Below are 23,590 nucleotides of genomic sequence, written 5' to 3'. Positions count from 1 at the left end.
GAGGGTTGCTGCGGGGACTTCTGCCCCGCGCAGCGGCGAGGGTTGCTGCGGGGATTTCTGCCCCGCGCAGCGGCGAGGGTTGCTGCGGGGATTTCTGCCCCGCGCAGCGGCGAGGGTTGCTGCGGGGATTTCCGCCCCGCGCAGCGGCAGGGCCGAGGCGGCGCGCTCCGGCGAGCGGGGAGGCTCCCGCGCAGCGGTGCGCTCCGGCGGGTGGGGCGGCTCCGCGCAGCGGGGGTTAGGACGGGGCCAGGGTCAGCGCGTAGCGGCGGGCGATGCGGGGGCCGCCCGGGATCGGGAAGCGGTCCGCCAGGGTCATGCCCAGCCGCTCCGCCACCGCGATCGAGCGGACATTCGCATCGTCGATCATCGCCACCACATCCGGCACCCCAGCCACCCGCACCCGCTCCAGCGTCGCCAGCGCAGCGGCATACGCGTAGCCCCGCCCCCACGCGGAGCGACCGAGCCGCCAGCCGATCTCGATCTCCCCGACCGGCCCCCACGGCTTGGACTCCGGCCACGGCTGCGCCCCGGTGAAGCCGAGGACCTCCCCGTCCCCGTCCAGCATCGTCCACAGGCAGAAGCCGAGCCGCGCGTCGTGCATCCGCTGCCGCGCGGTGATTTCCTCGTAGAAGGAGAGCTCGGCGGGACCGCCGAGGAACTCCATGACGTCGGGGTCGTGGAAGACCCGGTGCCAGGCGTGCGCGTCCTCGTCCGTGGGCACACGGAGCTGGACGACGGGGAGCGGCCGGGTCGGCGAGGTGGTCACAGGGGGCAGCCCTTCGGATCGCGATCTCTCTCGCTGCATAGACTGCACGTGTTCTTGTGCCGTTGGGCACCCTTATCGAGTTATCGAGCCTTCGGGAGACCCGCCGTGACCGAGCCCCTCTCCGAGCACTCCGCGGACGTGATCGTCGTCGGAGCCGGGCCCGCCGGCTCGACGACCGCCTATTACCTGGCCAAGGCCGGACTTGACGTCCTGCTCCTGGAGAAGACGGCTTTCCCGCGCGAGAAGGTCTGCGGTGACGGCCTGACGCCGCGCGCCACGAAGCAGCTGGTGTCGATGGGCATCGACATCTCCGAAGAGGCCGGCTGGCTGCGCAACAAGGGCCTGCGGATCATCGGCGGCGGCCAGCGGCTCCAGCTGGACTGGCCCGAGCTGGCCTCCTTCCCCGACTACGGACTCGTCCGCAAGCGCGACGACTTCGACGAGACCCTGGCCCGCCAGGCGCAGAAGGCCGGCGCCCGCCTGTACGAGCGCTGCAACGTGGGCGAGCCCGTACGCGATCCCCGTACCGGCCACATCACCGGCGTGACGGCGAAGCTCGGCGAGGAGAAGACCCCGGTCACCTTCAGCGCCCCGCTGGTCGTCGCGGCCGACGGCAACTCCTCGCGGCTCTCCCTGGCGATGGGCCTGCACCGCCGCGAGGACCGCCCGATGGGCGTGGCCGTACGCACGTACTTCACCTCGCCCCGCCACGACGACGACTACCTGGAGTCCTGGCTGGAGCTCTGGGACCGGCGCGGGGCCGAGGACCGGCTGCTGCCCGGCTACGGCTGGATCTTCGGCATGGGCGATGGCACCTCCAACGTCGGCCTCGGCATCCTCAACTCCTCCTCCGCCTTCAAGGAACTGGACTGGCGCGAGGTCCTCAAGGCCTGGTGCGCCTCGATGCCGGAGGACTGGGGCTACACCCCCGAGAACATGACGCAGCCCATCCGCGGCGCGGCCCTGCCGATGGCCTTCAACCGCCAGCCGCACTACACCAAGGGGCTGCTGCTCGTCGGTGACGCGGGCGGGCTCGTCAACCCGTTCAACGGCGAGGGCATCGCCTATGCGATGGAGTCGGGCCAGATCGCCGCCGACGTCATCGTCCAGGCGCACTCCCGCGCCACCCCGGCCCTGCGCGAACTGACCCTGCACAGCTACCCGAAGGTCCTGAAGGAGACCTACGGCGGCTACTACACGCTGGGCCGCGCCTTCGTGAAGCTCATCGGCAACCCGAAGATCATGAAGATCGCCGCCCAGCGCGGGCTGAGCCACCCGGTGCTGATGAAGTTCACGCTGAAGATGCTGGCCAACCTGACCGACCCGACGGGCGGTGACGCGATGGACCGCGTCATCAACGGCCTTTCGAAGGTCGCCCCCAAGGCCTGACCCTGGCGGGGAACCCCTCGCGCGGGGTCTCGTACGGGACCTCCCGCGCGGGCTCTCCCGTGCCGTGGACCCGGCGGATGCAGCGGGCCAGCAGGACCAGGCCGCAGAGCATCAGGGTGCCCGAGGCCGTCCACTCCAGGGTGAGCGTGAGGGGGGAGCCGGGCTTCTGCCAGGGGCGGGTGGTGGTCAACAGCCAGCCGCCGAGGGACAGGAGTCCGAGCCCGGCGGCGGCCGGGGCGGCGGTGGGACCGGAACCGGGTGCTTCGTCGGGCGGGCTGGGCGTCACGGACCACCGCTTCCTGGGGTGACTCGGGCGTGCTCGCCCCGGCCATCTTGGCAGGGCGGCGGCGGTTCGGCACGAGGTGCTCGCAGGTCGGGACGGGACGGCAAGTTGGTTTCCAGGCAAGAAGTTTGGCTGACCAGCAGGTGAGAAGGCCTTGTCCCCGGTACCGGCCGGACTGTTCAATTTCCGAGGGTGAACAGGTCTCCCGCGATGCGCTCCCGTCCGCTCCGCCACCCCGCCCTCCGCCCCGTCCTCCGCCCCGCCCTCCCGGCCGCCGTCCTGCTGGCGCTCGTCCTGGCCGGCTGCTCGGATCCGGACGGCGGCGGCGCGCACGGGGAGCCGGAGATCGGCGGGGTCGCCGTCGCCCCGGCCACCTCCTCGATCTCGCTGCCCCTGGACGCGTACACGGACACCGACGCCGAGACGGTCCGCATGGGGCAGGTGCAGCAGCGGCTGCTCTCCCGGTGCATGGCCCGGTACGGGTTCCCGTACGAGGAGGTCAGGCCGTCCGATCCGGCCGGCGCCCAGGGGCCCGAGGGGCGGCACCGGGCGCTCTTCGGGGCGACCGATCCGGTGTTCGCGGCGGCCCACGGCTACGACATGACCGCGGGCAAGGGGCGGCCGGTCAAGCCCCCGGTCACCCCGCTGAGCGAGAGCGCCACCCTGGTCATGCACGGCGAACGGCCGGGCGGGCAACAGGGCAACGCGCAGCCCGCGGACGCCGCGAGCGAGGAGGAGGCCGCGCAGGTGGACAGCGGCATCGACTTCGGCGGGCAGAAGGTGCCGCCCGGCGGCTGCATCCGGGAGGCGTACCGCAAGCTGTACGCGCCGACGAAGGACAGCGTGGACCTGCTGTTCCCGTTCGGGCTGGCCTCGGAGGCGCACGAACGCTCCAAGGTCGATTCGCGGGTGACCGAGGTGCTGAAGAACTGGTCGGCGTGCATGGAGAAGTCCGGGTACACCGGCCTGAAGGATCCCTACGAGGTGGTCCAGAAGCTCGGCCTGGAGGCCGATACCGGCAGCCCCAAGGCCGTGACCGCGGCCAAGGCCGACGTCGCCTGCAAGCGCGAGGTGAACCTCGTCGGCATCTGGGCGGCGGTGGAGGAGGCCTACCAGGAGCGGCTCGTGGAGGAGCACGCCGAGACCCTCGCGCTCTACAAGAAGCAGCGCGAGGCCCGCTACAAGCTGGCGGCCGGGATCAGCTGAGCCGTGCGCGCGCGGCTCAGGAGGGCCGGGGCATGCAGGCCCGGTACGCGTCGCGGTGGTCCCGCTTGAGCTCCTGCCACTGCTCGGAGGTGCCGCCGTCCTTCTGCTGCACCTCGCCGGTGACCGGATCCGGGTCCGGGTACCAGGAGATGCCCTTCGCCCGCATGCACGCGGAGGCCTCGCGCGCGGAGGCGAGTTCCTGCGCACCCGCCTGGACGGGGGAGGGGGGCGGGAGCAGGGGCAGGCAGGCCTGCTGCGCCGGGGAGTACTGCGGGCTCTCCTTCTCCACGAAGTGCGGGGCCCCGTCCTCCCCGTAGGAGATGGTCATTCCGTGCTCCTGCATGCACGTGTAGAACGGCTTGTCCGCCGCCGCGATCGAGGGTGTGGCGGTGGGTCCGGCGCCAAGTCCGGACTTTCCCGCTCCGGAGTTCTTCCCCGGGAGTTCCCCGCCTCCGCATCCGGTCAGTGCGAGGCACAAAAGGAGTGACGAGGATATTTCGCGTACACGCACGAGGCGTTTCCCTTGCGGTCGGCGGAGTGGAAGGGCGCGTTGGTGCGGGAGGCAGGGCGGATGGCCGCGGGAGATCGTAATCTTGTGCCCGCAATGCGGGCAAGTCCGTTACCCGCCAAGCCGGTTGTGGCCTGAACAGCCGAGAAGACCCTTGTACTGCGGTGCCCCGGAAGGTTTAATCCCGGCCGGAATCAATTCCCTGAAGATGGAGAAAAGCCCCATGAGCAAGGCACTTAACAAACTCGCCGCCGGTTGCGTCGCCGTGGTATCCGTCGGCGCCGTTCTCCTTGCGGCAGCAGGGCCGGCCGCCGCCAACACGGAGCGGAACGGGTATCTGGAAACCAGCGAGTTCGGCCTTTACTACAACTCCTACCAAGGGGGTTGTGTCTTCGACCTGATGTCCTCGGACTGGAACTTCTTCAACAACCTCTTCGTCGGCCCGGAGAACTGCGAGGGCCGGAACCGGGTGACGAACGACGACACCGCGTCGTACCGCAACCGGGACACCTACACGTGGAAGGTCGCCACCGAGGTGAACCTCACCGGTCTGATCGGCTCGCTCCCCCCGGGCTACACCGGCAACGCCAGCGTCAACTTCAAGAACAAGATCACCTCGGCCACGTTCCTCGACTGACGGAACGCGAACGCGAACAGGAACGCGAACGAGAACGAGAACGCGAACAGGAACGGCGCGGGGCCGCCTCCGCGGCTTCCCCGCGCCTCCGGACGGCTCCCGGGCGCCCCTCGGCGGCTCCAGGGGCCTCCAGGAGCCTCCAGGGCGGCCGAAAGGCCGGTACTCCACCCCCGAGCGGGGGAGTACCGGCCTTTCGTGCGTCACCGGGAGCGGCCCGGGACTGCGGGGAGATGTCAGAGGACGCGGACGGCGCCCGTCGGCCGGTCGTAGCTCAGGGAGCGCTCGACGATGCCGGTGCTGGAGTTCTGCGCGCCGACGAACTTGCCGCCGCCGACGTAGACGGCGACGTGGTACGCGCTGCCCTTGGAGCCCCAGTACAGGATGTCGCCCGCCTGGAGGTTGCTCAGGGAGACCGACGTGCCGGCGGTGGACTGCGCCTGCGACATGCGCGGCAGGCTGATGCCGGCCTGGCGGTACGCGGCCTGGACCAGACCCGAGCAGTCGAACGAGGACGGGCCGGTGCCGCCCATGACGTACGCCTTGCCGACCTGCGCGCGGGCGAAGTTGACGATGGCGGCGGCGGAGCCGGTCGCGGGGGCCGTGACGGTGCCCTTGCCCTGCTCGGAGGAGCCCGCGGAGGATCCGTTCGAGGAGGATCCGGAGTTGCTCTGGATCGGGGCGCGGGGCGCGCTGCGGTTGGCGCGCTCGGCGGCGGCCTTGCGGTCCGCCTCGACCTTGGCCTTCTGCTTCGCCTCGGCGTCGGCCTTCTGCTGGGCATCGGCCTTGAGCTGCTTGGCCTCGGCGGCGGCGCCGGTGCGGGCCGTCTCTTCCAGGGCGTTGAGCTCGCCGTCGACGGCGAGGGCGCGGGTGTTCTCCGCGGCCTTGGCCACGTGCGAGGACACCTCGGCGCTCAGGTCCAGGTCGAGGACCGGCATTTCGAGCGTGGTCTCGTGCGCGGGCTCGGCGGAGGGGGTGGCACTCGCCGTGCCGGCCATGGCCAGGGTGCTGAGGACGCCACCGGCAACTCCGGCGCGGACCGCGAGCTTCGAGGCGCTGCGGCGGGGCTTCCGGTGGCTGGGTATGTGAGCGGTGAGGGACATGGGTACAACCGCTATCAGGGCGCGACGGTTCCCTTCAAGAAACGTGGTCTGCGCCACAGTTGTGCGCGAAGCGGGCTAACCGGGCGCGCCGTACCTCTTATTGACGCCGTAACGGGCGAATCGGACAGCCGCTCACAAGGCTGTGATCATGGGGTTTCCGCAATAAGTCCGAATTGATCCCGGGCCTACCATCCACCCGCACTGATGGCCAAGCCCCCTTTCGGTACCGCGAATTCCGAGTGGCGCAGGTCACAGGAGTGTCACGCCATGCGGACGCTGTGGCCCTCCTGTGATCGAACCGTGAAGCCACCGCCGGGTCGGGACCGGGCTTCGGTCCACCGCGAGAGGGCGGCCGGTCCGCTCCGGGGCCGCCTCCGGGTCACCTCCGGTCGCCCCGGGGTCACCTCCGGCAGACCCGCGCCCGGCCTCGGCCCGACGTCCACTCCGGCCTCGGCCCGACCTCCACTCGACCTCCGCCCGACCCCTGCCCCTCCTCTGCCCCGACTTCGTGAACGCATGCACGCGTCCACTCCCGTCCGCGCGAGGTCCCCCGGCCGGGGGACGCCGATCCCTTTATCATCACGCGCACCACCTCGCCAATTTGCATGCAGAGGCCACGATTTGATAGTGCGGCAGGCCTTCCACCTGCGACGACAGGTGCGGATGTCACCTTTGGTGATCATGTGGATGCTTCACGTATGAAGATCACTACTCATTGGGCTTCATGATCGTTCGTCAGGTGGTGGAGATCACAAACTCGTTGTTGTAACCCGTGTCGCAGATCACAGATGGGCGGGCATAAGATGCGCACCAGTCCGGCTTGTGAACTGCCTCACATGCGAGACATGCGAGGCGGGGCGCGCGGCGCCGGAGCAGCGGTCCAACGGTCAAGGACGACTGGAAGGAGCGAGGAGCGTGAATGCGTACGCGCCCATCCTCGTGCTCGGCGCCCTCGGCGCAGGGTTTGCGATCTTCTCCGTGGTCATGGCCACGCTGATCGGCCCAAAACGGTACAACCGGGCAAAACTTGAAGCGTACGAGTGCGGCATCGAGCCCACTCCCATGCCCGCCGGCGGCGGCCGCTTCCCCATCAAGTACTACCTGACGGCGATGCTCTTCATCGTCTTCGACATCGAGGTTGTCTTCCTCTACCCCTGGGCGGTCACCTTCGACTCGCTGGGGATCTTCGGGCTCGTCGAGATGCTCCTCTTCGTGCTCACCGTCTTCGTCGCCTACGCCTACGTATGGCGCCGCGGCGGCCTGGAATGGGACTGAGGGGCTGAATTTTCCATGGGACTGGAAGAGAAGCTGCCGAGCGGCTTTCTGCTGACCACCGTCGAACAGGCCGCGGGGTGGGTGCGCAAGGCGTCCGTCTTCCCGGCCACCTTCGGCCTGGCCTGCTGCGCCATCGAGATGATGACGACCGGAGCGGGCCGGTACGACCTGGCCCGCTTCGGCATGGAGGTCTTCCGCGGATCCCCGCGCCAGGCCGACCTGATGATCGTGGCGGGCCGGGTCAGCCAGAAGATGGCGCCGGTGCTGCGGCAGGTGTACGACCAGATGCCCGCTCCCAAGTGGGTCATCTCTATGGGTGTTTGTGCGTCTTCGGGCGGAATGTTCAACAACTACGCGATCGTCCAGGGCGTCGACCACATCGTCCCCGTGGACATCTACCTGCCCGGCTGCCCGCCCCGGCCCGAGATGCTGCTCGACGCGATCCTCAAGCTCCACCAGAAGATCCAGGGCGGCAAGCTCGGCGTGAACCGGGAAGAGGCGGCCCGCGAGGCGGAGGAGGCGGCCCTCAAGGCGCTCCCCACCATTGAGATGAAGGGGCTCCTGCGGTGAGCGAGGACCCGGCCGTGCAGAACGGCCCCCATGCCGGCAACGGCGACAACGTGCCCGCGCCCCGGGGCGCGGCCGGCCCCGAGGTGATCGGCGTCCGCAAGGGCATGTTCGGCGCCAACGACGGCGGCGACACCAGCGGCTACGGCGGCCTCGTGCGCACCGTGGCCCTGCCCGGCGCGAGCGCCCGCCCGTACGGTTCGTACTTCGACGAGGTCGTCGACGAGCTCGAAGGGGCGCTGGAGGAGCAGGACCTGGTCCCGGAGAACGCGATCGAGAAGGTCGTCGTGGACCGGGCGGAGCTGACCCTCCACATCGCGCGCGAGCACCTGCTCCTCGTCGCGAGGACCCTGCGCGACGACCCGGCCCTGCGCTTCGAGCTCTGCACCGGCGTCAGCGGGGTGCACTTCCCCGAAGACAAGGGCCGCGAGCTGCACGCCGTCTACCACCTGCGCTCGCTCACCCACGGCCGGATCGTGCGGCTGGAGGTCACCGCTCCGGACGCCGACCCGCACGTCCCCTCGATCGTCTCCGTCTACCCGACGAACGACTGGCACGAGCGCGAGACGTACGACTTCTTCGGCCTGATCTTCGACGGGCACCCGGCCCTCACCCGGATCATGATGCCGGACGACTGGCAGGGCTTCCCGCAGCGCAAGGACTACCCGCTCGGCGGCATCGCCATCGAGTACAAGGGCGCCCAGATCCCGGCTCCCGACCAGCGGAGGTCGTACAGCTGATGAGCACGCAATCGAATCACGCCTCCGCTCGCGAGACGACCGAGGGCACCGTCTACACCGTCACCGGCGGCGACTGGGACGAGATCGTCCAGTCGGCGGCCCGGGCCGACGACGAGCGGATCGTCGTCAACATGGGCCCCCAGCACCCCTCCACCCACGGGGTGCTCCGGCTGATCCTGGAGATCGACGGCGAGACGGTCACCGAGGCCCGTTGCGGCATCGGCTACCTCCACACCGGCATCGAGAAGAACCTCGAATACCGGAACTGGACGCAGGGCACCACCTTCGTCACGCGCATGGACTACCTGACGCCGTTCTTCAACGAGACGGCGTACTGCCTGGGCGTCGAGAAGCTGCTCGGCATCACCGATCAGATCCCGGACCGCGCCTCCGCCATCCGCGTCCTGCTGATGGAGCTCAACCGGCTCTCCTCCCACCTGGTGTGCATCGCCACCGGCGGCATGGAGCTGGGCGCGACCACGATCATGATCTACGGGTTCCGCGACCGCGAGCTGATCCTCGACGTGTTCGAGCTGATCACCGGCCTGCGCATGAACCACGCGTTCATCCGCCCCGGCGGCCTCGCGCAGGACCTGCCCCCGGGCGCCGTGGACCAGCTCCGCGACTTCGTGAAGACCATGAAGAAGAACCTGCCGGAGTACGACAGCCTCGCCACCGGCAACCCCATCTTCAAGGCCCGCATGCAGGACGTCGGCTACCTCGACCTCACCGGCTGCATGGCGCTCGGCGCCACCGGCCCGGTCCTGCGCTCCGCCGGCCTCCCGCACGACCTGCGCAAGACGGACCCGTACTGCGGCTACGAGAACTACGAGTTCGACGTGCCGACCACCGAGTCCTGCGACTCCTACGGGCGGTTCCTGATCCGCCTGGAGGAGATGCGCCAGTCCCTGCGGATCGTCGAGCAGTGCCTGGACCGGCTGGAGCCGGGCCCGGTCATGGTCGCCGACAAGAAGATCGCCTGGCCGGCGCAGCTGGCCATGGGCCCCGACGGCCTCGGCAACTCGCTCGACCACATCAAGCAGATCATGGGCACCTCCATGGAGTCCCTCATCCACCACTTCAAGCTGGTGACCGAGGGCTTCCGGGTACCGGCCGGCCAGGCCTACGCGGCCGTGGAGTCGCCCAAGGGCGAGCTCGGCGTGCACGTCGTCTCCGACGGCGGCACCCGCCCCTACCGGGTCCACTTCCGCGACCCGTCCTTCACCAACCTGCAGGCCATGGCGGCGATGTGCGAGGGCGGCCAGATCGCCGACGTCATCGTGGCCGTCGCCTCCATCGACCCCGTGATGGGAGGCGTCGACCGATGACGGCCAATCAGCCCGTATCAGGGGTGAGCCTGGGCATGCCCCAGCTTCCGGCACCCGACTTCGCGGCGGACGTGCGCGCCCGGCTCGAAGCGGATGCGAAGGAGGTCATCGCCCGCTACCCCGACAGCCGCTCCGCGCTGCTGCCGCTGCTCCACCTCATCCAGTCGGAGGAGGGCTACGTCTCGCGCACCGGCATCCGGTTCTGCGCCGAGGTGCTCGGCCTGACGACCGCCGAGGTCACGGCCGTGGCGACCTTCTACACGATGTACCGGCGCAAGCCCTCCGGCGACTACCAGGTCGGCGTGTGCACGAACACCCTGTGCGCGGTCATGGGCGGCGACGCCATCTTCGAGGAGCTCAAGGAGCACCTCGGCGTCGGCAACAACGAGACCACCCCCGACGGCAAGGTCACCCTCGAGCACATCGAGTGCAACGCGGCCTGCGACTACGCCCCCGTGGTGATGGTCAACTGGGAGTTCTTCGACAACCAGACCCCCGAGTCCGCCAAGGCCATGGTGGACGACCTGCTGGCCGGCCGCACCGTGGAGCCGACCCGGGGCGCGCCGCTGTGCACGTACAAGGAGACCGCCCGGATCCTGGCGGGCTTCCCCGACGAGCGCGAGGGCGCGGTCGAGGCCAGTGGCGGCGCGGGTCACGCGTCCCTGATCGGCCTGCGCATCGCGCGCGGCGAGGTCCCGCACACCCCGATCGTGCACCCGCGCGGCGAGGCCACCATCGAGGGAGGGGAGTGATGACCGTGTCGACCGAACTGAGCAAGAACGGGACGAGTCCGGAGAAGCTCCTCGCGCCCGTCCTGTCGGCGTTCTGGGACGAGCCGCAGTCGTGGACGCTGGAGACCTACCGGCGTCACGAGGGGTACGAGGGCCTGCGCAAGGCGCTCGCCATGACCCCCGACGACCTCATCGCCTACGTGAAGGACTCGGGCCTGCGCGGCCGCGGCGGCGCGGGCTTCCCCACCGGCATGAAGTGGCAGTTCATCCCGCAGGGCGACGGCAAGCCGCACTACCTCGTGGTGAACGCGGACGAGTCGGAGCCGGGAACCTGCAAGGACATCCCGCTCCTCTTCGCCAACCCGCACTCCCTCATCGAGGGAATGATCATCGCCTGCTACGCGATCCGCTCGGAGCACGCCTTCATCTACCTGCGCGGCGAGACCGTGCCGGTCCTGCGGCGCCTGCACGAGGCGGTCCGCGAGGCGTACGAGGCCGGCTTCCTCGGGGAAAACATCCTGGGGAGCGGCCTGAAGCTCGACATCACCGTGCACGCGGGCGCGGGCGCCTACATCTGCGGCGAGGAAACGGCCCTCCTGGACTCCCTCGAAGGCCGGCGCGGCCAGCCCCGGCTGCGTCCGCCCTTCCCCGCGGTCGAGGGGCTCTACGCCTGCCCCACCGTCGTGAACAACGTGGAGTCCATCGCCTCGGTTCCCGCGATCCTGAACAAGGGCAAGGACTGGTTCAAGTCGATGGGGACCGAGAAGTCCCCCGGCTTCACCCTCTACTCGCTCTCCGGGCACGTCGTCGGCCCCGGCCAGTACGAGGCCCCGCTCGGGATCACCCTGCGCCAGCTCCTCGACATGAGCGGCGGCATGCGCCCCGGACACCGGCTGAAGTTCTGGACCCCGGGCGGCTCCTCCACCCCGATGTTCACCGAGGAGCACCTCGACGTCCCCCTCGACTACGAAGGCGTCGGCGCGGCCGGCTCCATGCTCGGCACCAAGGCCCTGCAGTGCTTCGACGAGACGACCTGCGTGGTGCGGGCGGTGACCCGCTGGACCGAGTTCTACGCCCACGAGTCCTGCGGCAAGTGCACGCCCTGCCGCGAAGGGACGTACTGGCTGGTCCAGTTGCTGCGCGACATCGAAGCGGGCAACGGGGTCATGTCCGACCTCGACAAGCTGAACGACATCGCCGACAACATCAACGGCAAGTCGTTCTGCGCGCTGGGCGACGGCGCGGCCAGTCCCATCTTCTCCTCGCTCAAGTACTTCCGCGCGGAGTACGAGCAGCACATCACGGGCAAGGGCTGCCCCTTCGACCCCAAGAAGTCGACCCTCTGGGCCGACACGGAGGTGACCGCATGACCGTGACCACTACGGCAGCCTCCGGCGGCGGAGAGGCCGCGGTCCCGCCGGTGGACCAGATCTCCCTGACCATCGACGGCATCGAACTGTCGGTGCCCAAGGGGACCCTGGTCATCCGGGCCGCCGAACAGCTCGGCATCGAGATCCCCCGGTTCTGCGACCACCCCCTCCTCTCCCCGGCCGGCGCCTGCCGCCAGTGCATCGTCGAGGTCGAGGGCCAGCGCAAGCCGATGGCCTCCTGCACCATCACCTGCACCGACGGCATGGTCGTCAAGACCCAGCTGACCTCCCCGGTCGCCGACAAGGCCCAGCGCGGGGTGATGGAGCTGCTGCTCATCAACCACCCGCTGGACTGCCCGGTCTGCGACAAGGGCGGCGAGTGCCCGCTGCAGAACCAGGCGATGTCCCACGGCAACGCCGAATCGCGTTTCGAGGGCAAGAAGCGCACCTACGAGAAGCCGGTCCCGATCTCCACGCAGGTGCTGCTGGACCGCGAGCGCTGCGTGCTCTGCGCGCGCTGCACCCGCTTCTCCAACGAGATCGCCGGCGACCCGATGATCGAACTCCTGGAGCGCGGCGCCCTCCAGCAGGTCGGCACCGGCGAGGGCGACCCCTTCGAGTCGTACTTCTCCGGCAACACCATCCAGATCTGCCCGGTCGGCGCCCTCACCTCGGCCGCCTACCGGTTCCGCTCCCGCCCCTTCGACCTCGTCTCCTCCCCGAGCGTGTGCGAGCACTGCGCGGGCGGCTGCGCCACGCGCACCGACCACCGCCGCGGCAAGGTGCTGCGCCGGATGGCCGCGGAGGACCCCGAGGTCAACGAGGAGTGGATCTGCGACAAGGGCCGCTTCGGGTTCCGCTACGCGCAGCGCCCCGACCGGCTCACCACCCCGCTGGTGCGCGGCTCCGACGGGGTCCTCGCCCCGGCGAGCTGGCCCGAGGCCCTGGAGGCCGCGGCGAACGGACTGTCCGCCGCGCGCGGCCGGGCCGGAGTGCTGACCGGCGGCCGGCTCACCGTCGAGGACGCCTACGCGTACGCCAAGTTCGCCCGCGTCGTGCTCGACACCAACGACATCGACTTCCGGGCCCGCGTGCACAGCGCGGAGGAGACCGAGTTCCTGGCCGCCTCCGTCGCCGGCATCGGCAAGGACCTCGACGGGCACGGCGTCACGAACGCCTCGCTGGAGGCGGCCCCGGCCGTGCTCCTCGTAGGCATCGAGGCCGAGGAGGAGGCCCCCGGGGTCTTCCTGCGGCTGCGCAAGGCCCACCGCAAGCACAAGCAGCGGACCTTCGCCCTCGCCCCGTTCGCCACGCGCGGCCTGGAGAAGGCGGGCGGCACCCTGCTGGCCGCCGCCCCCGGCACCGAGCCCGAGTGGCTGAACGCCCTGGCCTCCGACACCGGACTGGAGGACGGCGGACAGGCCGCCTCCGACGCGCTGCGCCTGCCCGGCGCCGTCATCGTGGTCGGGGAGCGCCTCGCGGGCGTGCCCGGCGCGCTGACCGCGGCCGTACGGGTCGCGGGCGCCACCGGTGCCACCCTGGTGTGGATCCCGCGCCGGGCCGGAGAGCGGGCCGCCGTAGAGGCGGGCGCACTGCCGTCCCTGCTGCCGGGCGCCCGTCCCGCCACCGACCCGCGGGCCCGTGACGAGGTCGCCGCCGCCTGGGGCCTGGACGAGCTGCCGCACCGCTACGGCCGCGACACCGGTCAGATCGTCGAGGCCGCCGCCACCCGGGAGCTCTCCGCCCTGCTGGTCGCGGGCGTCGAGCTCACCGACCTGCCGGACCCGGACCGCGCCAGGGCCGCGCTCCAGGAGGCCTTCGTGGTCTCCCTGGAACTGCGGCCCAGCGAGGTCACCGACCACGCGGACGTCGTCTTCCCGGTCGCGGCCGTCGCCGAGAAGCCCGGCGCGTTCATCAACTGGGAGGGCAGGGTCCGGCCGTTCGAGGCCGCGCTCAAGCCCGAGCAGATGACCCGCCGCCTGGCCCCCGCCGACTCCCGCGTGCTGCACATGCTGGCCGACGCGGCCGACCGCCCGATCGCCCTGGCCGACGTACACGCCGTACGGCGGGAGATCGACCGGCTCGGCCCGTGGGCCGGGGAGCGATCCGCCGGACAGTCCGGGGACAGGGAGCTGCTGCCCCGTCCCGGCGCGGGCGAAGCCGTCCTCGCCGGCCACCGGCTCCTCCTCGACCAGGGCCTGCTGCAGGACGGCGACGAGGCCCTGGCCGGCACCCGGCACGAGGCCAGTGCCCGCCTCTCGGCCGCCACGGCCGCCGAGACCGGCGTCAAGAACGGCGACGTCCTCAGCGTGACCGGCCCCGCCGGCTCCGTGGAACTGCCGCTGCGCATCACCGAGATGCCCGACCGGGTGGTCTGGCTCCCGATGAACTCCACCGGCTCCGGGGTCCTCGCCGACACCGGAGCCCGCCCGGGGGAGCTGGTCCGCATCGGCCCGGCCACCCCCGCCGACACCAGCGACTCCCCTGCGGAGGTGGGCGCGTGAACACCGTTCAGATCGCCGCCGAAGACCTCTCCCTGTTCGGCAGGGACGTCTGGTGGCTCGTCGTCGTCAAGGCGGTGTTCTGCTTCGCCTTCCTGATGGTGACCGTGCTCTTCTCCATCGTGTGGGAGCGCAAGGTCGTCGCCTGGATGCAGCTGCGCATCGGACCCAACCGGCACGGCCCCTGGGGCATGCTCCAGTCGCTCGCCGACGGCGTGAAGCTGATGCTCAAGGAAGACCTGATCGTCAAGCGGGCCGACAAGGTCGTCTACGTCCTGGCCCCGATCATCGCGGCGATCCCGGCCTTCATGGCCATCGCGGTGATCCCCTTCGGCCCCTCGGGCAACGAGGTCTCCATCTTCGGCCAGCGCACCACGATGCAGCTGACCGACCTGCCCATCGCGATGCTCTACATCCTCGCGGTGGCCTCGGTCGGCATCTACGGCATCGTCCTGGCGGGCTGGTCCTCCGGCTCCACGTACCCGCTCCTCGGCGGCCTGCGCTCCTGCGCGCAGATGATCTCGTACGAGATCGCGATGGGCGCGGCCTTCGCCTCGGTCTTCCTCTACTCCGGGTCGATGTCGACCTCGGCGATCGTCGAAGCCCAGGCGGACCGCTGGTACATCATCCTGCTGCCGGTCTCCTTCATCATCTACGTCATCACGATGGTCGGCGAGACGAACCGCGCCCCCTTCGACATGCCGGAGTCCGAGGGCGACCTGGTCGGCGGCTTCAACACCGAGTACTCCTCGATCAAGTTCGCGCTGTTCATGCTCGCCGAGTACGTCAACATGGTCACCGTCTCCGCGGTCTCCGTCACCCTCTTCCTGGGCGGCTGGCGGGCACCGGCGCCGATCTCCACGTACTGGGAGGGCGCGAACCACGGCTGGTGGCCGATGCTCTGGTTCGTCCTCAAGGTCCAGCTGCTCCTCTTCTTCTTCATCTGGCTCCGCGGCACGCTCCCCCGCGTGCGCTACGACCAGCTGATGAAGCTCGGCTGGAAGGTGCTGATCCCGGTCTCCCTGGTGTGGCTGATGCTGGTCGCCACCGTCCGGGCGCTGCGCAACGAGAACTACGACTTCCAGGAGATCGTGCTCTACGTCGGCGGCGGGGTCATCGCGCTCCTGCTGCTGTCCTTCGTCGCGGACCTGTTCCGCGACAAGAAGGAGAAGACGGCCCTCGCGGACGCCGAACTGGCCGCGGCCGCCGAACCCTTCGACCCCTTGGCGGGCGGGTTCCCCGTACCGCCCAAGCCCGGCCAGCACCTGGCACCCGTACCGCGCAGGCGGCCCCGCAGTGAGCGGGAGCTCATTGTCAGTGGCGCGGCGAATACTGACAGTGACCGAGAGGAGGGTTGAGAGATGTCTGACAAGTCTGACGCCGAACAGGGCGAGAAGTGGCAGAATCCGGTGGCCGGCTTCGGCGTGACCTTCAAGGCCATGTTCAAGAAGCGCCTCACCGAGCAGTACCCGGAGCAGGAAAAGACCACCGCACCCCGCTTCCACGGGCGGCACCAGCTCAACCGCCACCCGGACGGTCTGGAGAAGTGCATCGGGTGCGAGCTGTGCGCCTGGGCCTGTCCCGCCGACGCGATCTACGTCGAGGGCGCGGACAACACCGAGGAGGAGCGCTACTCCCCGGGTGAGCGGTACGGCCGGGTCTACCAGATCAACTACGCCCGCTGCATCCTGTGCGGGCTGTGCGTCGAGGCGTGCCCGACCAGGGCGCTGACCATGACGAACGAGTTCGAACTGGCCGACTCCAGCCGCGAAGCGCTCATCTACACCAAGGAGCAGCTGCTCTCCGGGCTCACCGAGGGCATGGTCGAGGCTCCGCACTCGATCTTCCCCGGCACCGACGACACGGACTACTACCGCGGGCTGGTGACCGGGGCTGCTCCCGGTACGGTCCGCCAGGTGGCCGTCTCCAAGGGCGAGACCGCGGCCTCCGAAGACGCCTCCGAGGGGGTGGGGGCATGAGCGCCCTCGCCGCAGCCGCCACCCTCACCTCCTCCGGTGAGGCGGTGCAGTTCTGGGTCCTCGGCACGGTCGCCGTCATCGGCGCGCTGGCCACGATCCTGATGAAGAAGGCCGTGCACAGCGCGCTGAGCCTGGCCGGGACGATGATCATCCTGGCGGTCTTCTACCTCGCCAACGGGGCGTACTTCCTCGGCATCGTCCAGGTCGTCGTCTACACCGGCGCGATCATGATGCTCTTCCTCTTCGTGGTCATGCTCGTCGGCGTCACCGCCGCGGACTCGCTGACCGAGACCATCAAGGGACAGCGCTGGCTGGCCGTCCTGTGCGGACTCGGCTTCGGCATCCTGCTGATCGCGGGCATCGGCAACGCCAAGCTCACCCACTTCAACGGGCTGGGCCGGATCAACTCCGGCGGGCACGTCGAGGGCCTGGCCACGCTGATCTTCACCAAGTACGTGTTCGCCTTCGAGCTCACCGGCGCCCTGCTGATCACGGCGGCCGTCGGCGCGATGGTGCTCACCCACCGCGAGCGCACCGAGCGGGCCGCCACCCAGCGCGAGCTCGCCGAGCGCCGCGTACGCGAGGGCGTCCAGCTCCCGCCGCTGCCCGCACCCGGCGTCTACGCCCGGCACAACGCCGTGGACGTCGCGGGCCTGCTGCCGGACGGCACCCCCTCCGAGCTCACCGTCAACCAGACGCTGCGCGCCCGCGGTCAGATCAGGGACGTCTCGGGCCAGGCCCTGGACGACCTGAAGGCCCTGGAGCAGCGGTCGTCCGAGCGGCTCGGCCGTGAGGAGGCTTCGAAGTGAACCCGGTCAACTACCTGTACCTGTCCGCGCTGCTGTTCACCATCGGTGCGGCGGGCGTCCTGATCCGGAAGAACGCGATCGTGCTGTTCATGTGCGTCGAGCTCATGCTCAACGCCTGCAACCTCGCCTTCGTCACCTTCTCCCGGATGCACGGCAACCTCGACGGCCAGATCATCGCGTTCTTCACGATGGTCGTCGCCGCCGCCGAGGTCGTGGTGGGCCTCGCGATCATCGTGTCGCTGTTCCGTACCCGCCACTCGGCCTCGGTCGACGACGCCAGCCTGATGAAGCTGTAAGGGGTCGCTGTGGAGAACATGATCGCGCTGCTGGTAGCAGCGCCCCTGCTCGGAGCGGTGGTGCTGCTCTGCGGCGGCCGCCGTCTCGACAAGACCGGCCACTGGATCGGCACGCTGTTCGCCGCCGTCTCCTTCGGCATCGGACTCGCCCTCTTCGCCGACATGCTCGGCAAGGGCGCCGAGGACCGGACCTTCCACCAGCGGCTGTTCAGCTGGATTCCGGTGGAGGGCTTCCAGGCCGACATCGGCTTCCAACTCGACCAGCTGTCGATGACCTTCGTCCTGCTGATCTCCGGGGTGGGCACGCTCATCCACGTGTACTCCATCGGGTACATGGAGCACGACGAGCGCCGCCGCCGCTTCTTCGGCTACCTCAACCTCTTCGTCGCCGCGATGCTGCTCCTGGTCATCGCCGACAACTACCTCCTGCTGTACGTCGGCTGGGAGGGCGTGGGCCTCGCCTCGTACCTCCTCATCGGCTTCTGGCAGCACAAGCCCAGCGCGGCCACCGCCGCGAAGAAGGCCTTCCTGGTCAACCGGGTCGGCGACATGGGCCTTTCGATCGCCATCATGCTGATGTTCACCACCTTCGGGACCTTCGCCTTCGGCCCGGTCCTCGGATCGGTGTCCGAGGCCGGCGAGGGCAAGCTGACGGCGATCGCCCTGATGCTGCTGCTCGCCGCGTGCGGCAAGTCGGCCCAGGTGCCGCTGCAGTCCTGGCTCGGCGACGCGATGGAGGGCCCGACCCCGGTCTCGGCCCTCATCCACGCGGCGACCATGGTCACCGCCGGCGTCTACCTGATCGTCCGCTCGGGAGCCATCTTCAACGGTGCCCCGGACGCGCAGACCGCGGTCGTCGTGGTCGGCGCCGTCACGCTCCTCTTCGGTGCGATCGTCGGTTGCGCGAAGGACGACATCAAGAAGGCCCTCGCGGGCTCGACGATGTCGCAGATCGGCTACATGATCCTGGCGGCCGGCCTCGGCCCCATCGGGTACGTGTTCGCGATCATGCACCTGGTCACGCACGGCTTCTTCAAGGCGGGCCTCTTCCTCGGCGCCGGTTCCGTGATGCACGGGATGAACGACGAGGTCGACATGCGCAAGTACGGCGGCCTGCGGAAGTGCATGCCGGTCACCTTCGTCACCTTCGGGCTCGGCTACCTCGCCATCATCGGTTTCCCGGGCCTGTCGGGCTTCTTCTCGAAGGACATGATCATCGAGGCCGCCTTCGCGAAGGGCGGCACCCAGGGCTGGATCCTCGGCGGGGTCACCCTGCTGGGCGCGGCGATCACCGCCTTCTACATGACCCGGGTCATGCTCCTCACCTTCTTCGGAGAGAAGCGCTGGCAGTCGGACGCTGACGGCCACGCGCCGCACCCGCACGAGTCCCCGAAGTCCATGACCATTCCGATGATCATCCTGGCCTTCGGCTCGGTCTTCGCCGGCGGGTTCTTCGGGATCGGCGACCGCTTCCTGCACTGGCTGGAGCCCGTCACCGGACACCAGCACGGACACCCGCCGATCAGCGCGCTGACGGTGACGCTGGCCACCATGGTGGTCCTCGTCATCGGTGTCGCCATCGCCTGGGTGATGTACGGCAGGAAGCCCGTCCCGGTCATCGCCCCGCGCGGCTCGCTCCTCACCCGGGCGGCCCGACGGGACCTCTACCAGGACGACTTCAACCACGTGGTCCTGGTCCGCGGCGGGGAGCACCTGACCCGCTCCCTCGTCTACGTCGACCACAGCCTGGTCGACGGCGTGGTCAACGGGACGGCCGCCGGAGTCGGCGGGCTGTCGGGCCGGCTGCGCAAGCTGCAGAACGGCTACGCCCGCAGCTACGCGGTCTCGATGTTCGGGGGCACGGCGATCCTCATCGCCGCGACCCTGCTGATGAGGGCGGTGTGAGATGAGTTTCCCGCTTCTGACGGTGACGGCCGCGGTCCCCGCGGTCGGTGCGATCCTGACGGCGGCCGTCCCGGCCGCCCGCCGGACCGCCGCCAAATGGCTGGCCCTGTTCTTCTCGCTGGTGACCCTGGCGCTGGCCGTGCTCGTCGCGGTCCGCTTCGAGCCCGGTGGCGACCGCTACCAGCTCACCGAATCGCGCTCCTGGATCGCCGACTTCGGCGTCCGCTACGAACTGGGAGTCGACGGCATCGGGGTGGTGCTCATCGCACTCACCGCGGTCCTGATGCCCTTCATCATCCTGGCCGGCTGGCACGACGCCGACCCGTTGGAGACCAAGAGCCAGCGCTGGCGGCCGACCCAGGGGTTCTTCGCCCTGATCCTGCTGGTCGAGGCGATGGTGATCATCTCCTTCGAGGCCACCGACGTCTTCCTCTTCTACATCTTCTTCGAAGCCATGCTCATCCCGATGTACTTCCTCATCGGCGGCTTCGGAGACCGGGCAACTTCCTCTCGATCAGCCGCTGGCGCGGCGGGCGGGTCCGACGAGAACGCGGCCGCGCAGCGCTCGTACGCGGCGGTCAAGTTCCTCCTCTACAACCTGGTCGGCGGCCTCATCATGCTGGCCGCCGTCATCGGGCTGTACGTGGTCGCCGGGAACTTCTCGCTCCAGGAGATCGCCGCCGCCCGCGCCGCGGGCACGCTCGACATGGCGACCAACACCGAGCGCTGGCTGTTTCTCGGCTTCTTCTTCGCCTTCGCGGTGAAGGCCCCGCTCTGGCCGCTGCACACCTGGCTGCCGAACGCGATGGGCGAGGCCACGGCCCCGGTCGCCGTCCTGATCACCGCCGTCGTCGACAAGGTCGGCACCTTCGCGATGCTCCGCTTCTGCCTCGGGCTCTTCCCCGAGGCCAGCAAGTGGGCCACGCCGGTGATCCTCGTCCTGGCCCTGATCAGCATCATCTACGGCGCACTGGTCGCCTGCGGGCAGCGCGACATCAAGCGGCTGGTGGCGTACGCCTCCATCTCGCACTTCGGCTTCATCATCCTGGGCATCTTCGCGATGACCTCCCAGGGCCAGTCGGGCGCGACGCTGTACATGGTCAACCACGGGCTCTCGACGGCGGCGCTCATGCTGGTCGCCGGCTTCCTGATCTCGCGGCGCGGCTCCCGGCTCATCGCCGACTACGGCGGCGTGCAGAAGGTGGCCCCGGTCCTGGCCGGCACCTTCCTCATCGGAGGCCTCGCGACCCTGTCGCTCCCGGGCCTCGCCCCGTTCGTCAGCGAGTTCCTGGTCCTGGTCGGCACGTTCGCCCGGTACCCGGTCGTCGGCATCATCGCCACCTTCGGCATCGTGCTGGCGGCGCTCTACACGCTGGTCCTCTACCAGCGCACCATGACAGGCCCGGTCAAGGAGGAGGTCCGCACCATGCCGGACCTGCGCCTGCGGGAGGTCCTGGTGGTCGCCCCGCTGATCGCGCTGCTGATCGGACTGGGCGTCTACCCGAAGGTCCTGACCGACATCGTCAACCCGGCGGTGAAGCACACCATGTCGGACGTCAAGCAGACGGACCCGAAGCCCGAGGTGGCCGTCGAGGCCAAGAACGGGGAGGAGTCGAAGTGAGCACCCTGACTGCTGCCCAGAACCTGCTGCCGAACCTGGCGGCGGCGGCGCCGATCGACAAGATCCCGGCCCCGCAGATCGAGTACGCCCAGCTGTCGCCCACGCTCATCGTGCTGGGCGCGGCGATCATCGGAGTCCTCGTGGAGGCCTTCGTACCGCGCAAGGCCCGTTACTACACGCAGGTGTTTCTCGCCGTCGCCGCGCTGGCCTCGGCCTTCGCGGCGGTCGTCGGACTCGCCGCCGGCGGGTACGGCAGCACCAAGGCGCACATCGCGGCCATGGGCGCCATCGCCGTCGACGGCCCGGCCCTCTTCCTGCAGGGCACGATCATCCTGGCCTCGGTCGTGGCGATCTTCACCTTCGCCGAGCGGCGCCTGGACCCGGCCGCCCACGGCAACCGGGTGGACTCCTTCGCCGCACAGGCGGCGTCCGTACCGGGCAGCGAGAGCGAGAAGGAAGCCGTCAAGGCCGGCTTCACCACCACCGAGGTCTTCCCGCTCGCGCTGTTCGCGGTCGCCGGCATGCTGATCTTCCCCTCGGCCAACGACCTGCTGACACTGTTCGTGGCCCTGGAGGTCTTCTCCCTCCCGCTGTACCTGCTCTGCGCCCTCGCCCGCCGCCAGCGGCTGATGTCGCAGGAGGCGGCCGTCAAGTACTTCCTGCTCGGCGCCTTCTCCTCCGCCTTCCTCCTCTTCGGCATCGCGCTCGTCTACGGCTACGCGGGCTCCGTCTCGTACGCGACGATCGCGGAGGTCGTCGACGGCACCGTCGCGAACATCGACCCGGCGCTCGCCGACACCATGGGCAATGACGCGCTGCTGCTGATCGGCGGCGCGCTGATCCTGATGGGCCTGCTCTTCAAGGTCGGCGCGGTCCCCTTCCACATGTGGACCCCGGACGTCTACCAGGGCGCTCCCACCCCGGTCACCGGCTTCATGGCGGCGGCGACGAAGGTGGCGGCGTTCGGCGCCCTCCTGCGCCTGCTGTACGTCGTCCTCCCGGGCCTGCGGTGGGACTGGCGGCCGGTCATGTGGGGTGTCGCGATCGTCACGATGCTCGCGGGAGCCGTCATCGCGGTCACCCAGACCGACGTCAAGCGGCTCCTCGCCTACTCCTCGATCGCGCACGCCGGCTTCATCCTGGCCGGTGTGATCGCCACCTCGGCGGAGGGCATCCAGTCCGTCCTCTTCTACCTGGGCGCGTACTCCTTCGTGACGATCGGCGCCTTCGCGGTGGTCACGCTCGTGCGCGACGCGGGCGGCGAGGCGACGCACCTGTCCAAGTGGGCGGGGCTCGGGCGTCGTTCACCGCTGACGGCGGCGGTCTTCGCGATCTTCCTGCTCGCCTTCGCGGGCATCCCGCTGACCTCCGGCTTCTCCGGCAAGTTCGCCGTGTTCAAGGCGGCGGCGGAGGGCGGCGCGGGAGCGCTGGTCGTGGTCGGTGTCATCTCGTCCGCGATCGCCGCGTTCTTCTACATCCGGGTGATCGTCCTGATGTTCTTCAGCGAGCCGAAGGCGGACGGCCCCACGGTCGCCGTCCCGTCCCCGCTGACGATGACGACCATCGCGGTGGGCGTCGCGGTCACGGTGGTGCTGGGCGTGGCCCCGCAGTACTTCCTGGATCTGGCGGGGAGTGCGAGCACGTTCGTGCGCTGACTCGTGCGCTGATTCGTGCGCTGAGCTGACCGTACGGAGTACGGCCTGGGGCCCGGCTTCCCTTCTCGGGGGCCGGGCCCTTCGCCGTACCCGGTAGCGGGGTCAGTGCGGGTGCGGCGCCGGGGTGCTGGTCTTCGGGCAGGTCAGTGCGGGGTTCCAGTTGTGGAATCGGCCCGCCGGGTTGTCCTCGTACGCCCACATGTGCAGGTCGTAGTGCTTGGGCATGCCCGTCCAGTGGCCCGGCATCGGCCCGTCGAAGGGCAGGCCGAACATGCTCGGCCGGTCGTCGGTGGTCTTCAGGTCCTGGTCCCGGTCGGTGGACATCCACTCCACCGTCTGGAGCTTGCGGCGGCCGTTCTTGTCCTTCTCGGTGCTGTAGAGCAGGGCGGCCGGCTTGCTCGGGTCCGTCGAACCCCAGTTGGCCTGCTTCACGTAGTGGTAGCCCATGGTCCCGACCCCGAACGGGTTGGTCATGCACTCGGTGCCGTGCGGGACGTAGCCGTCCTTGAGGGCCTCGCGCTCGTCCACGTACTTGGCCGTCACCCGGATCGCCGTTGCCATGTCGCGCATCGCCTGCGCGTTCCTCGGATCGGGAGCGGGCCCCTCCACACCGTGGGCCGGGACGGCGGTGGCGGTGGCGGCCAAGCCGAGGGATATCGCGGCCGCGCAGGTCAGGAAGGCCTTGCGGGGGCGGAGGGGCATGGGGACTCCTGCCGTTCGGGGGCTTTCGTCCACCATCCCGGCGCGACGGAGGGGCTGCACGCGGCAGGGCTCCGAACGGGGGGTCCGGGGCGTGGGGTCGGGGCCGGACGGGTGGCCCTATCGCGTGGCGGCGCCGTTGCCGGGGACCGGTCCCCGGGCCCCTGCGCCTCAAACGCCGGCGGGGCTGGGGTGTGGTCGGCGTCTGCCTGGCTGCGGGTGGGG

22 protein-coding genes are annotated in these 23,590 nt (G+C 69.8%); 17 read left to right on the top strand and 5 right to left on the bottom strand.

Features of this window, described 5'->3' with window-relative positions; all coding sequences use genetic code 11:
* Window positions 1-235: 235 nt before the first annotated feature.
* On the bottom strand, window positions 236-766 hold the full coding sequence (locus ACFWBW_RS38075) for a GNAT family N-acetyltransferase (RefSeq protein ID WP_385383228.1): 531 nt from the start codon (window positions 764-766) through the stop codon (window positions 236-238).
* A gap of 105 nt (window positions 767-871) precedes the next feature.
* On the opposite strand from ACFWBW_RS38075, the gene ACFWBW_RS38070 reads away from it, so the two are divergent.
* A complete protein-coding gene (locus ACFWBW_RS38070; RefSeq protein ID WP_243339952.1) occupies window positions 872-2,155 on the top strand; it encodes a geranylgeranyl reductase family protein in 1,284 nt (427 codons plus the stop codon).
* Here the strand turns inward: ACFWBW_RS38070 and ACFWBW_RS38065 are convergent.
* Entirely contained in the window at window positions 2,121-2,441 is a 321-nt protein-coding gene (locus ACFWBW_RS38065; RefSeq protein ID WP_385383223.1) for a hypothetical protein, read from the bottom strand. The two genes, ACFWBW_RS38070 and ACFWBW_RS38065, sit on opposite strands and share 35 nt — an antisense overlap.
* Window positions 2,442-2,630: 189 nt before the next feature.
* Between ACFWBW_RS38065 and ACFWBW_RS38060 the strand changes: the two genes are divergently transcribed.
* Window positions 2,631-3,644 (top strand): hypothetical protein, encoded by a 1,014-nt coding sequence (locus ACFWBW_RS38060; protein ID WP_385383221.1) that lies wholly within the window; start codon window positions 2,631-2,633, stop codon window positions 3,642-3,644.
* Between the two features lie 16 nt (window positions 3,645-3,660).
* Here ACFWBW_RS38060 and ACFWBW_RS38055 read toward each other — a convergent pair whose 3' ends face one another.
* Window positions 3,661-3,972: a hypothetical protein gene (locus tag ACFWBW_RS38055; RefSeq protein ID WP_385383218.1), complete on the bottom strand. Its 312-nt coding sequence runs from the start codon at window positions 3,970-3,972 to the stop codon at window positions 3,661-3,663.
* 403 nt (window positions 3,973-4,375) lie between these two features.
* Between ACFWBW_RS38055 and ACFWBW_RS38050 the strand changes: the two genes are divergently transcribed.
* Window positions 4,376-4,789, top strand: a complete 414-nt coding sequence (locus ACFWBW_RS38050) for a hypothetical protein (protein ID WP_385383215.1) — start codon at window positions 4,376-4,378, stop codon at window positions 4,787-4,789.
* A 233-nt stretch (window positions 4,790-5,022) separates the two neighbouring features.
* Here ACFWBW_RS38050 and ACFWBW_RS38045 read toward each other — a convergent pair whose 3' ends face one another.
* Window positions 5,023-5,889 (bottom strand): C40 family peptidase, encoded by an 867-nt coding sequence (locus ACFWBW_RS38045; RefSeq protein ID WP_385383212.1) that lies wholly within the window; start codon window positions 5,887-5,889, stop codon window positions 5,023-5,025.
* Window positions 5,890-6,804: 915 nt separating this feature from the next.
* Here ACFWBW_RS38045 and ACFWBW_RS38040 point away from each other — a divergent pair.
* Genes ACFWBW_RS38040 through nuoN form a run of 14 tightly spaced genes read left to right on the top strand, consistent with a single transcriptional unit; the run spans window position 6,805 to window position 22,666 of the window.
* A complete protein-coding gene (locus ACFWBW_RS38040) occupies window positions 6,805-7,164 on the top strand; it encodes an NADH-quinone oxidoreductase subunit A (RefSeq protein ID WP_030010013.1) in 360 nt (119 codons plus the stop codon).
* 15 nt (window positions 7,165-7,179) lie between these two features.
* Complete coding sequence (locus ACFWBW_RS38035) at window positions 7,180-7,734, top strand: NADH-quinone oxidoreductase subunit B family protein (protein ID WP_243339941.1); 555 nt, start codon at window positions 7,180-7,182, stop codon at window positions 7,732-7,734.
* Window positions 7,731-8,471 (top strand): NADH-quinone oxidoreductase subunit C, encoded by a 741-nt coding sequence (locus ACFWBW_RS38030; RefSeq protein ID WP_385383207.1) that lies wholly within the window; start codon window positions 7,731-7,733, stop codon window positions 8,469-8,471. The genes ACFWBW_RS38035 and ACFWBW_RS38030 overlap by 4 nt, the downstream gene beginning before the upstream one ends.
* A complete protein-coding gene (locus ACFWBW_RS38025; RefSeq protein WP_385383204.1) occupies window positions 8,471-9,799 on the top strand; it encodes an NADH-quinone oxidoreductase subunit D in 1,329 nt (442 codons plus the stop codon). Before ACFWBW_RS38030 ends, ACFWBW_RS38025 begins: the two co-directional genes overlap by 1 nt.
* Window positions 9,796-10,551 (top strand): NADH-quinone oxidoreductase subunit NuoE, encoded by a 756-nt coding sequence (gene nuoE, locus ACFWBW_RS38020; RefSeq protein WP_385383201.1) that lies wholly within the window; start codon window positions 9,796-9,798, stop codon window positions 10,549-10,551. Before ACFWBW_RS38025 ends, nuoE begins: the two co-directional genes overlap by 4 nt.
* A complete protein-coding gene (gene nuoF / locus ACFWBW_RS38015) occupies window positions 10,551-11,900 on the top strand; it encodes an NADH-quinone oxidoreductase subunit NuoF (RefSeq protein ID WP_385383198.1) in 1,350 nt (449 codons plus the stop codon). The genes nuoE and nuoF overlap by 1 nt, the downstream gene beginning before the upstream one ends.
* Window positions 11,897-14,404 carry an NADH-quinone oxidoreductase subunit G gene (locus ACFWBW_RS38010; protein WP_385383195.1) on the top strand — a complete coding sequence of 836 codons (2,508 nt, stop codon included), beginning with the start codon at window positions 11,897-11,899 and terminating at the stop codon, window positions 14,402-14,404. Before nuoF ends, ACFWBW_RS38010 begins: the two co-directional genes overlap by 4 nt.
* Window positions 14,401-15,759: an NADH-quinone oxidoreductase subunit NuoH gene (gene nuoH, locus ACFWBW_RS38005; RefSeq protein WP_385383192.1), complete on the top strand. Its 1,359-nt coding sequence runs from the start codon at window positions 14,401-14,403 to the stop codon at window positions 15,757-15,759. Before ACFWBW_RS38010 ends, nuoH begins: the two co-directional genes overlap by 4 nt.
* 3 nt (window positions 15,760-15,762) lie before the next feature.
* Window positions 15,763-16,380 (top strand): NADH-quinone oxidoreductase subunit NuoI, encoded by a 618-nt coding sequence (nuoI, locus tag ACFWBW_RS38000; RefSeq protein WP_327305153.1) that lies wholly within the window; start codon window positions 15,763-15,765, stop codon window positions 16,378-16,380.
* Window positions 16,377-17,189, top strand: a complete 813-nt coding sequence (locus tag ACFWBW_RS37995) for an NADH-quinone oxidoreductase subunit J (protein ID WP_385383188.1) — start codon at window positions 16,377-16,379, stop codon at window positions 17,187-17,189. The genes nuoI and ACFWBW_RS37995 overlap by 4 nt, the downstream gene beginning before the upstream one ends.
* Complete coding sequence (gene nuoK, locus ACFWBW_RS37990; RefSeq protein ID WP_112449176.1) at window positions 17,186-17,485, top strand: NADH-quinone oxidoreductase subunit NuoK; 300 nt, start codon at window positions 17,186-17,188, stop codon at window positions 17,483-17,485. The genes ACFWBW_RS37995 and nuoK overlap by 4 nt, the downstream gene beginning before the upstream one ends.
* A gap of 9 nt (window positions 17,486-17,494) precedes the next feature.
* Complete coding sequence (gene nuoL / locus ACFWBW_RS37985; protein ID WP_385383185.1) at window positions 17,495-19,390, top strand: NADH-quinone oxidoreductase subunit L; 1,896 nt, start codon at window positions 17,495-17,497, stop codon at window positions 19,388-19,390.
* A 1-nt stretch (window position 19,391) separates the two neighbouring features.
* Window positions 19,392-21,011, top strand: a complete 1,620-nt coding sequence (locus ACFWBW_RS37980; RefSeq protein WP_385383182.1) for an NADH-quinone oxidoreductase subunit M — start codon at window positions 19,392-19,394, stop codon at window positions 21,009-21,011.
* Between the two features lie 35 nt (window positions 21,012-21,046).
* Window positions 21,047-22,666 carry an NADH-quinone oxidoreductase subunit NuoN gene (nuoN, locus tag ACFWBW_RS37975; protein ID WP_385383231.1) on the top strand — a complete coding sequence of 540 codons (1,620 nt, stop codon included), beginning with the start codon at window positions 21,047-21,049 and terminating at the stop codon, window positions 22,664-22,666.
* A gap of 102 nt (window positions 22,667-22,768) precedes the next feature.
* Here the strand turns inward: nuoN and ACFWBW_RS37970 are convergent, their stop codons facing one another.
* Window positions 22,769-23,368 carry a hypothetical protein gene (locus ACFWBW_RS37970; RefSeq protein WP_385383179.1) on the bottom strand — a complete coding sequence of 200 codons (600 nt, stop codon included), beginning with the start codon at window positions 23,366-23,368 and terminating at the stop codon, window positions 22,769-22,771.
* Between the last annotated feature and the right edge of the window lie 222 nt (window positions 23,369-23,590).

Source organism: Streptomyces sp. NPDC059957, assembly GCF_042730015.1.
In the GTDB taxonomy this organism is placed as follows: Bacteria; Actinomycetota; Actinomycetes; order Streptomycetales; family Streptomycetaceae; genus Streptomyces.
The sequence above is the reverse complement of the archived record's forward strand: the minus strand, read 5'-3'. Positions and strand labels throughout refer to the sequence as shown.

What these genes read in the sequence shown, in the direction of transcription:
- ACFWBW_RS38055 (WP_385383218.1), bottom strand. Translation starts at nt 3,972, where the DNA reads ATGACCATCTCCTACGGGGAGGACGGGGCCCCGCACTTCGTGGAGAAG.
- ACFWBW_RS38050 (WP_385383215.1), top strand. Translation starts at nt 4,376, where the DNA reads ATGAGCAAGGCACTTAACAAACTCGCCGCCGGTTGCGTCGCCGTGGTA.
- ACFWBW_RS38045 (WP_385383212.1), bottom strand. Translation starts at nt 5,889, where the DNA reads ATGTCCCTCACCGCTCACATACCCAGCCACCGGAAGCCCCGCCGCAGC.
- ACFWBW_RS38035 (WP_243339941.1), top strand. Translation starts at nt 7,180, where the DNA reads ATGGGACTGGAAGAGAAGCTGCCGAGCGGCTTTCTGCTGACCACCGTC.
- ACFWBW_RS38025 (WP_385383204.1), top strand. Translation starts at nt 8,471, where the DNA reads ATGAGCACGCAATCGAATCACGCCTCCGCTCGCGAGACGACCGAGGGC.
- nuoE (WP_385383201.1), top strand. Translation starts at nt 9,796, where the DNA reads ATGACGGCCAATCAGCCCGTATCAGGGGTGAGCCTGGGCATGCCCCAG.
- nuoF (WP_385383198.1), top strand. Translation starts at nt 10,551, where the DNA reads ATGACCGTGTCGACCGAACTGAGCAAGAACGGGACGAGTCCGGAGAAG.
- ACFWBW_RS38010 (WP_385383195.1), top strand. Translation starts at nt 11,897, where the DNA reads ATGACCGTGACCACTACGGCAGCCTCCGGCGGCGGAGAGGCCGCGGTC.
- nuoI (WP_327305153.1), top strand. Translation starts at nt 15,763, where the DNA reads ATGTCTGACAAGTCTGACGCCGAACAGGGCGAGAAGTGGCAGAATCCG.
- ACFWBW_RS37995 (WP_385383188.1), top strand. Translation starts at nt 16,377, where the DNA reads ATGAGCGCCCTCGCCGCAGCCGCCACCCTCACCTCCTCCGGTGAGGCG.
- ACFWBW_RS37980 (WP_385383182.1), top strand. Translation starts at nt 19,392, where the DNA reads ATGAGTTTCCCGCTTCTGACGGTGACGGCCGCGGTCCCCGCGGTCGGT.
- ACFWBW_RS37970 (WP_385383179.1), bottom strand. Translation starts at nt 23,368, where the DNA reads ATGCCCCTCCGCCCCCGCAAGGCCTTCCTGACCTGCGCGGCCGCGATA.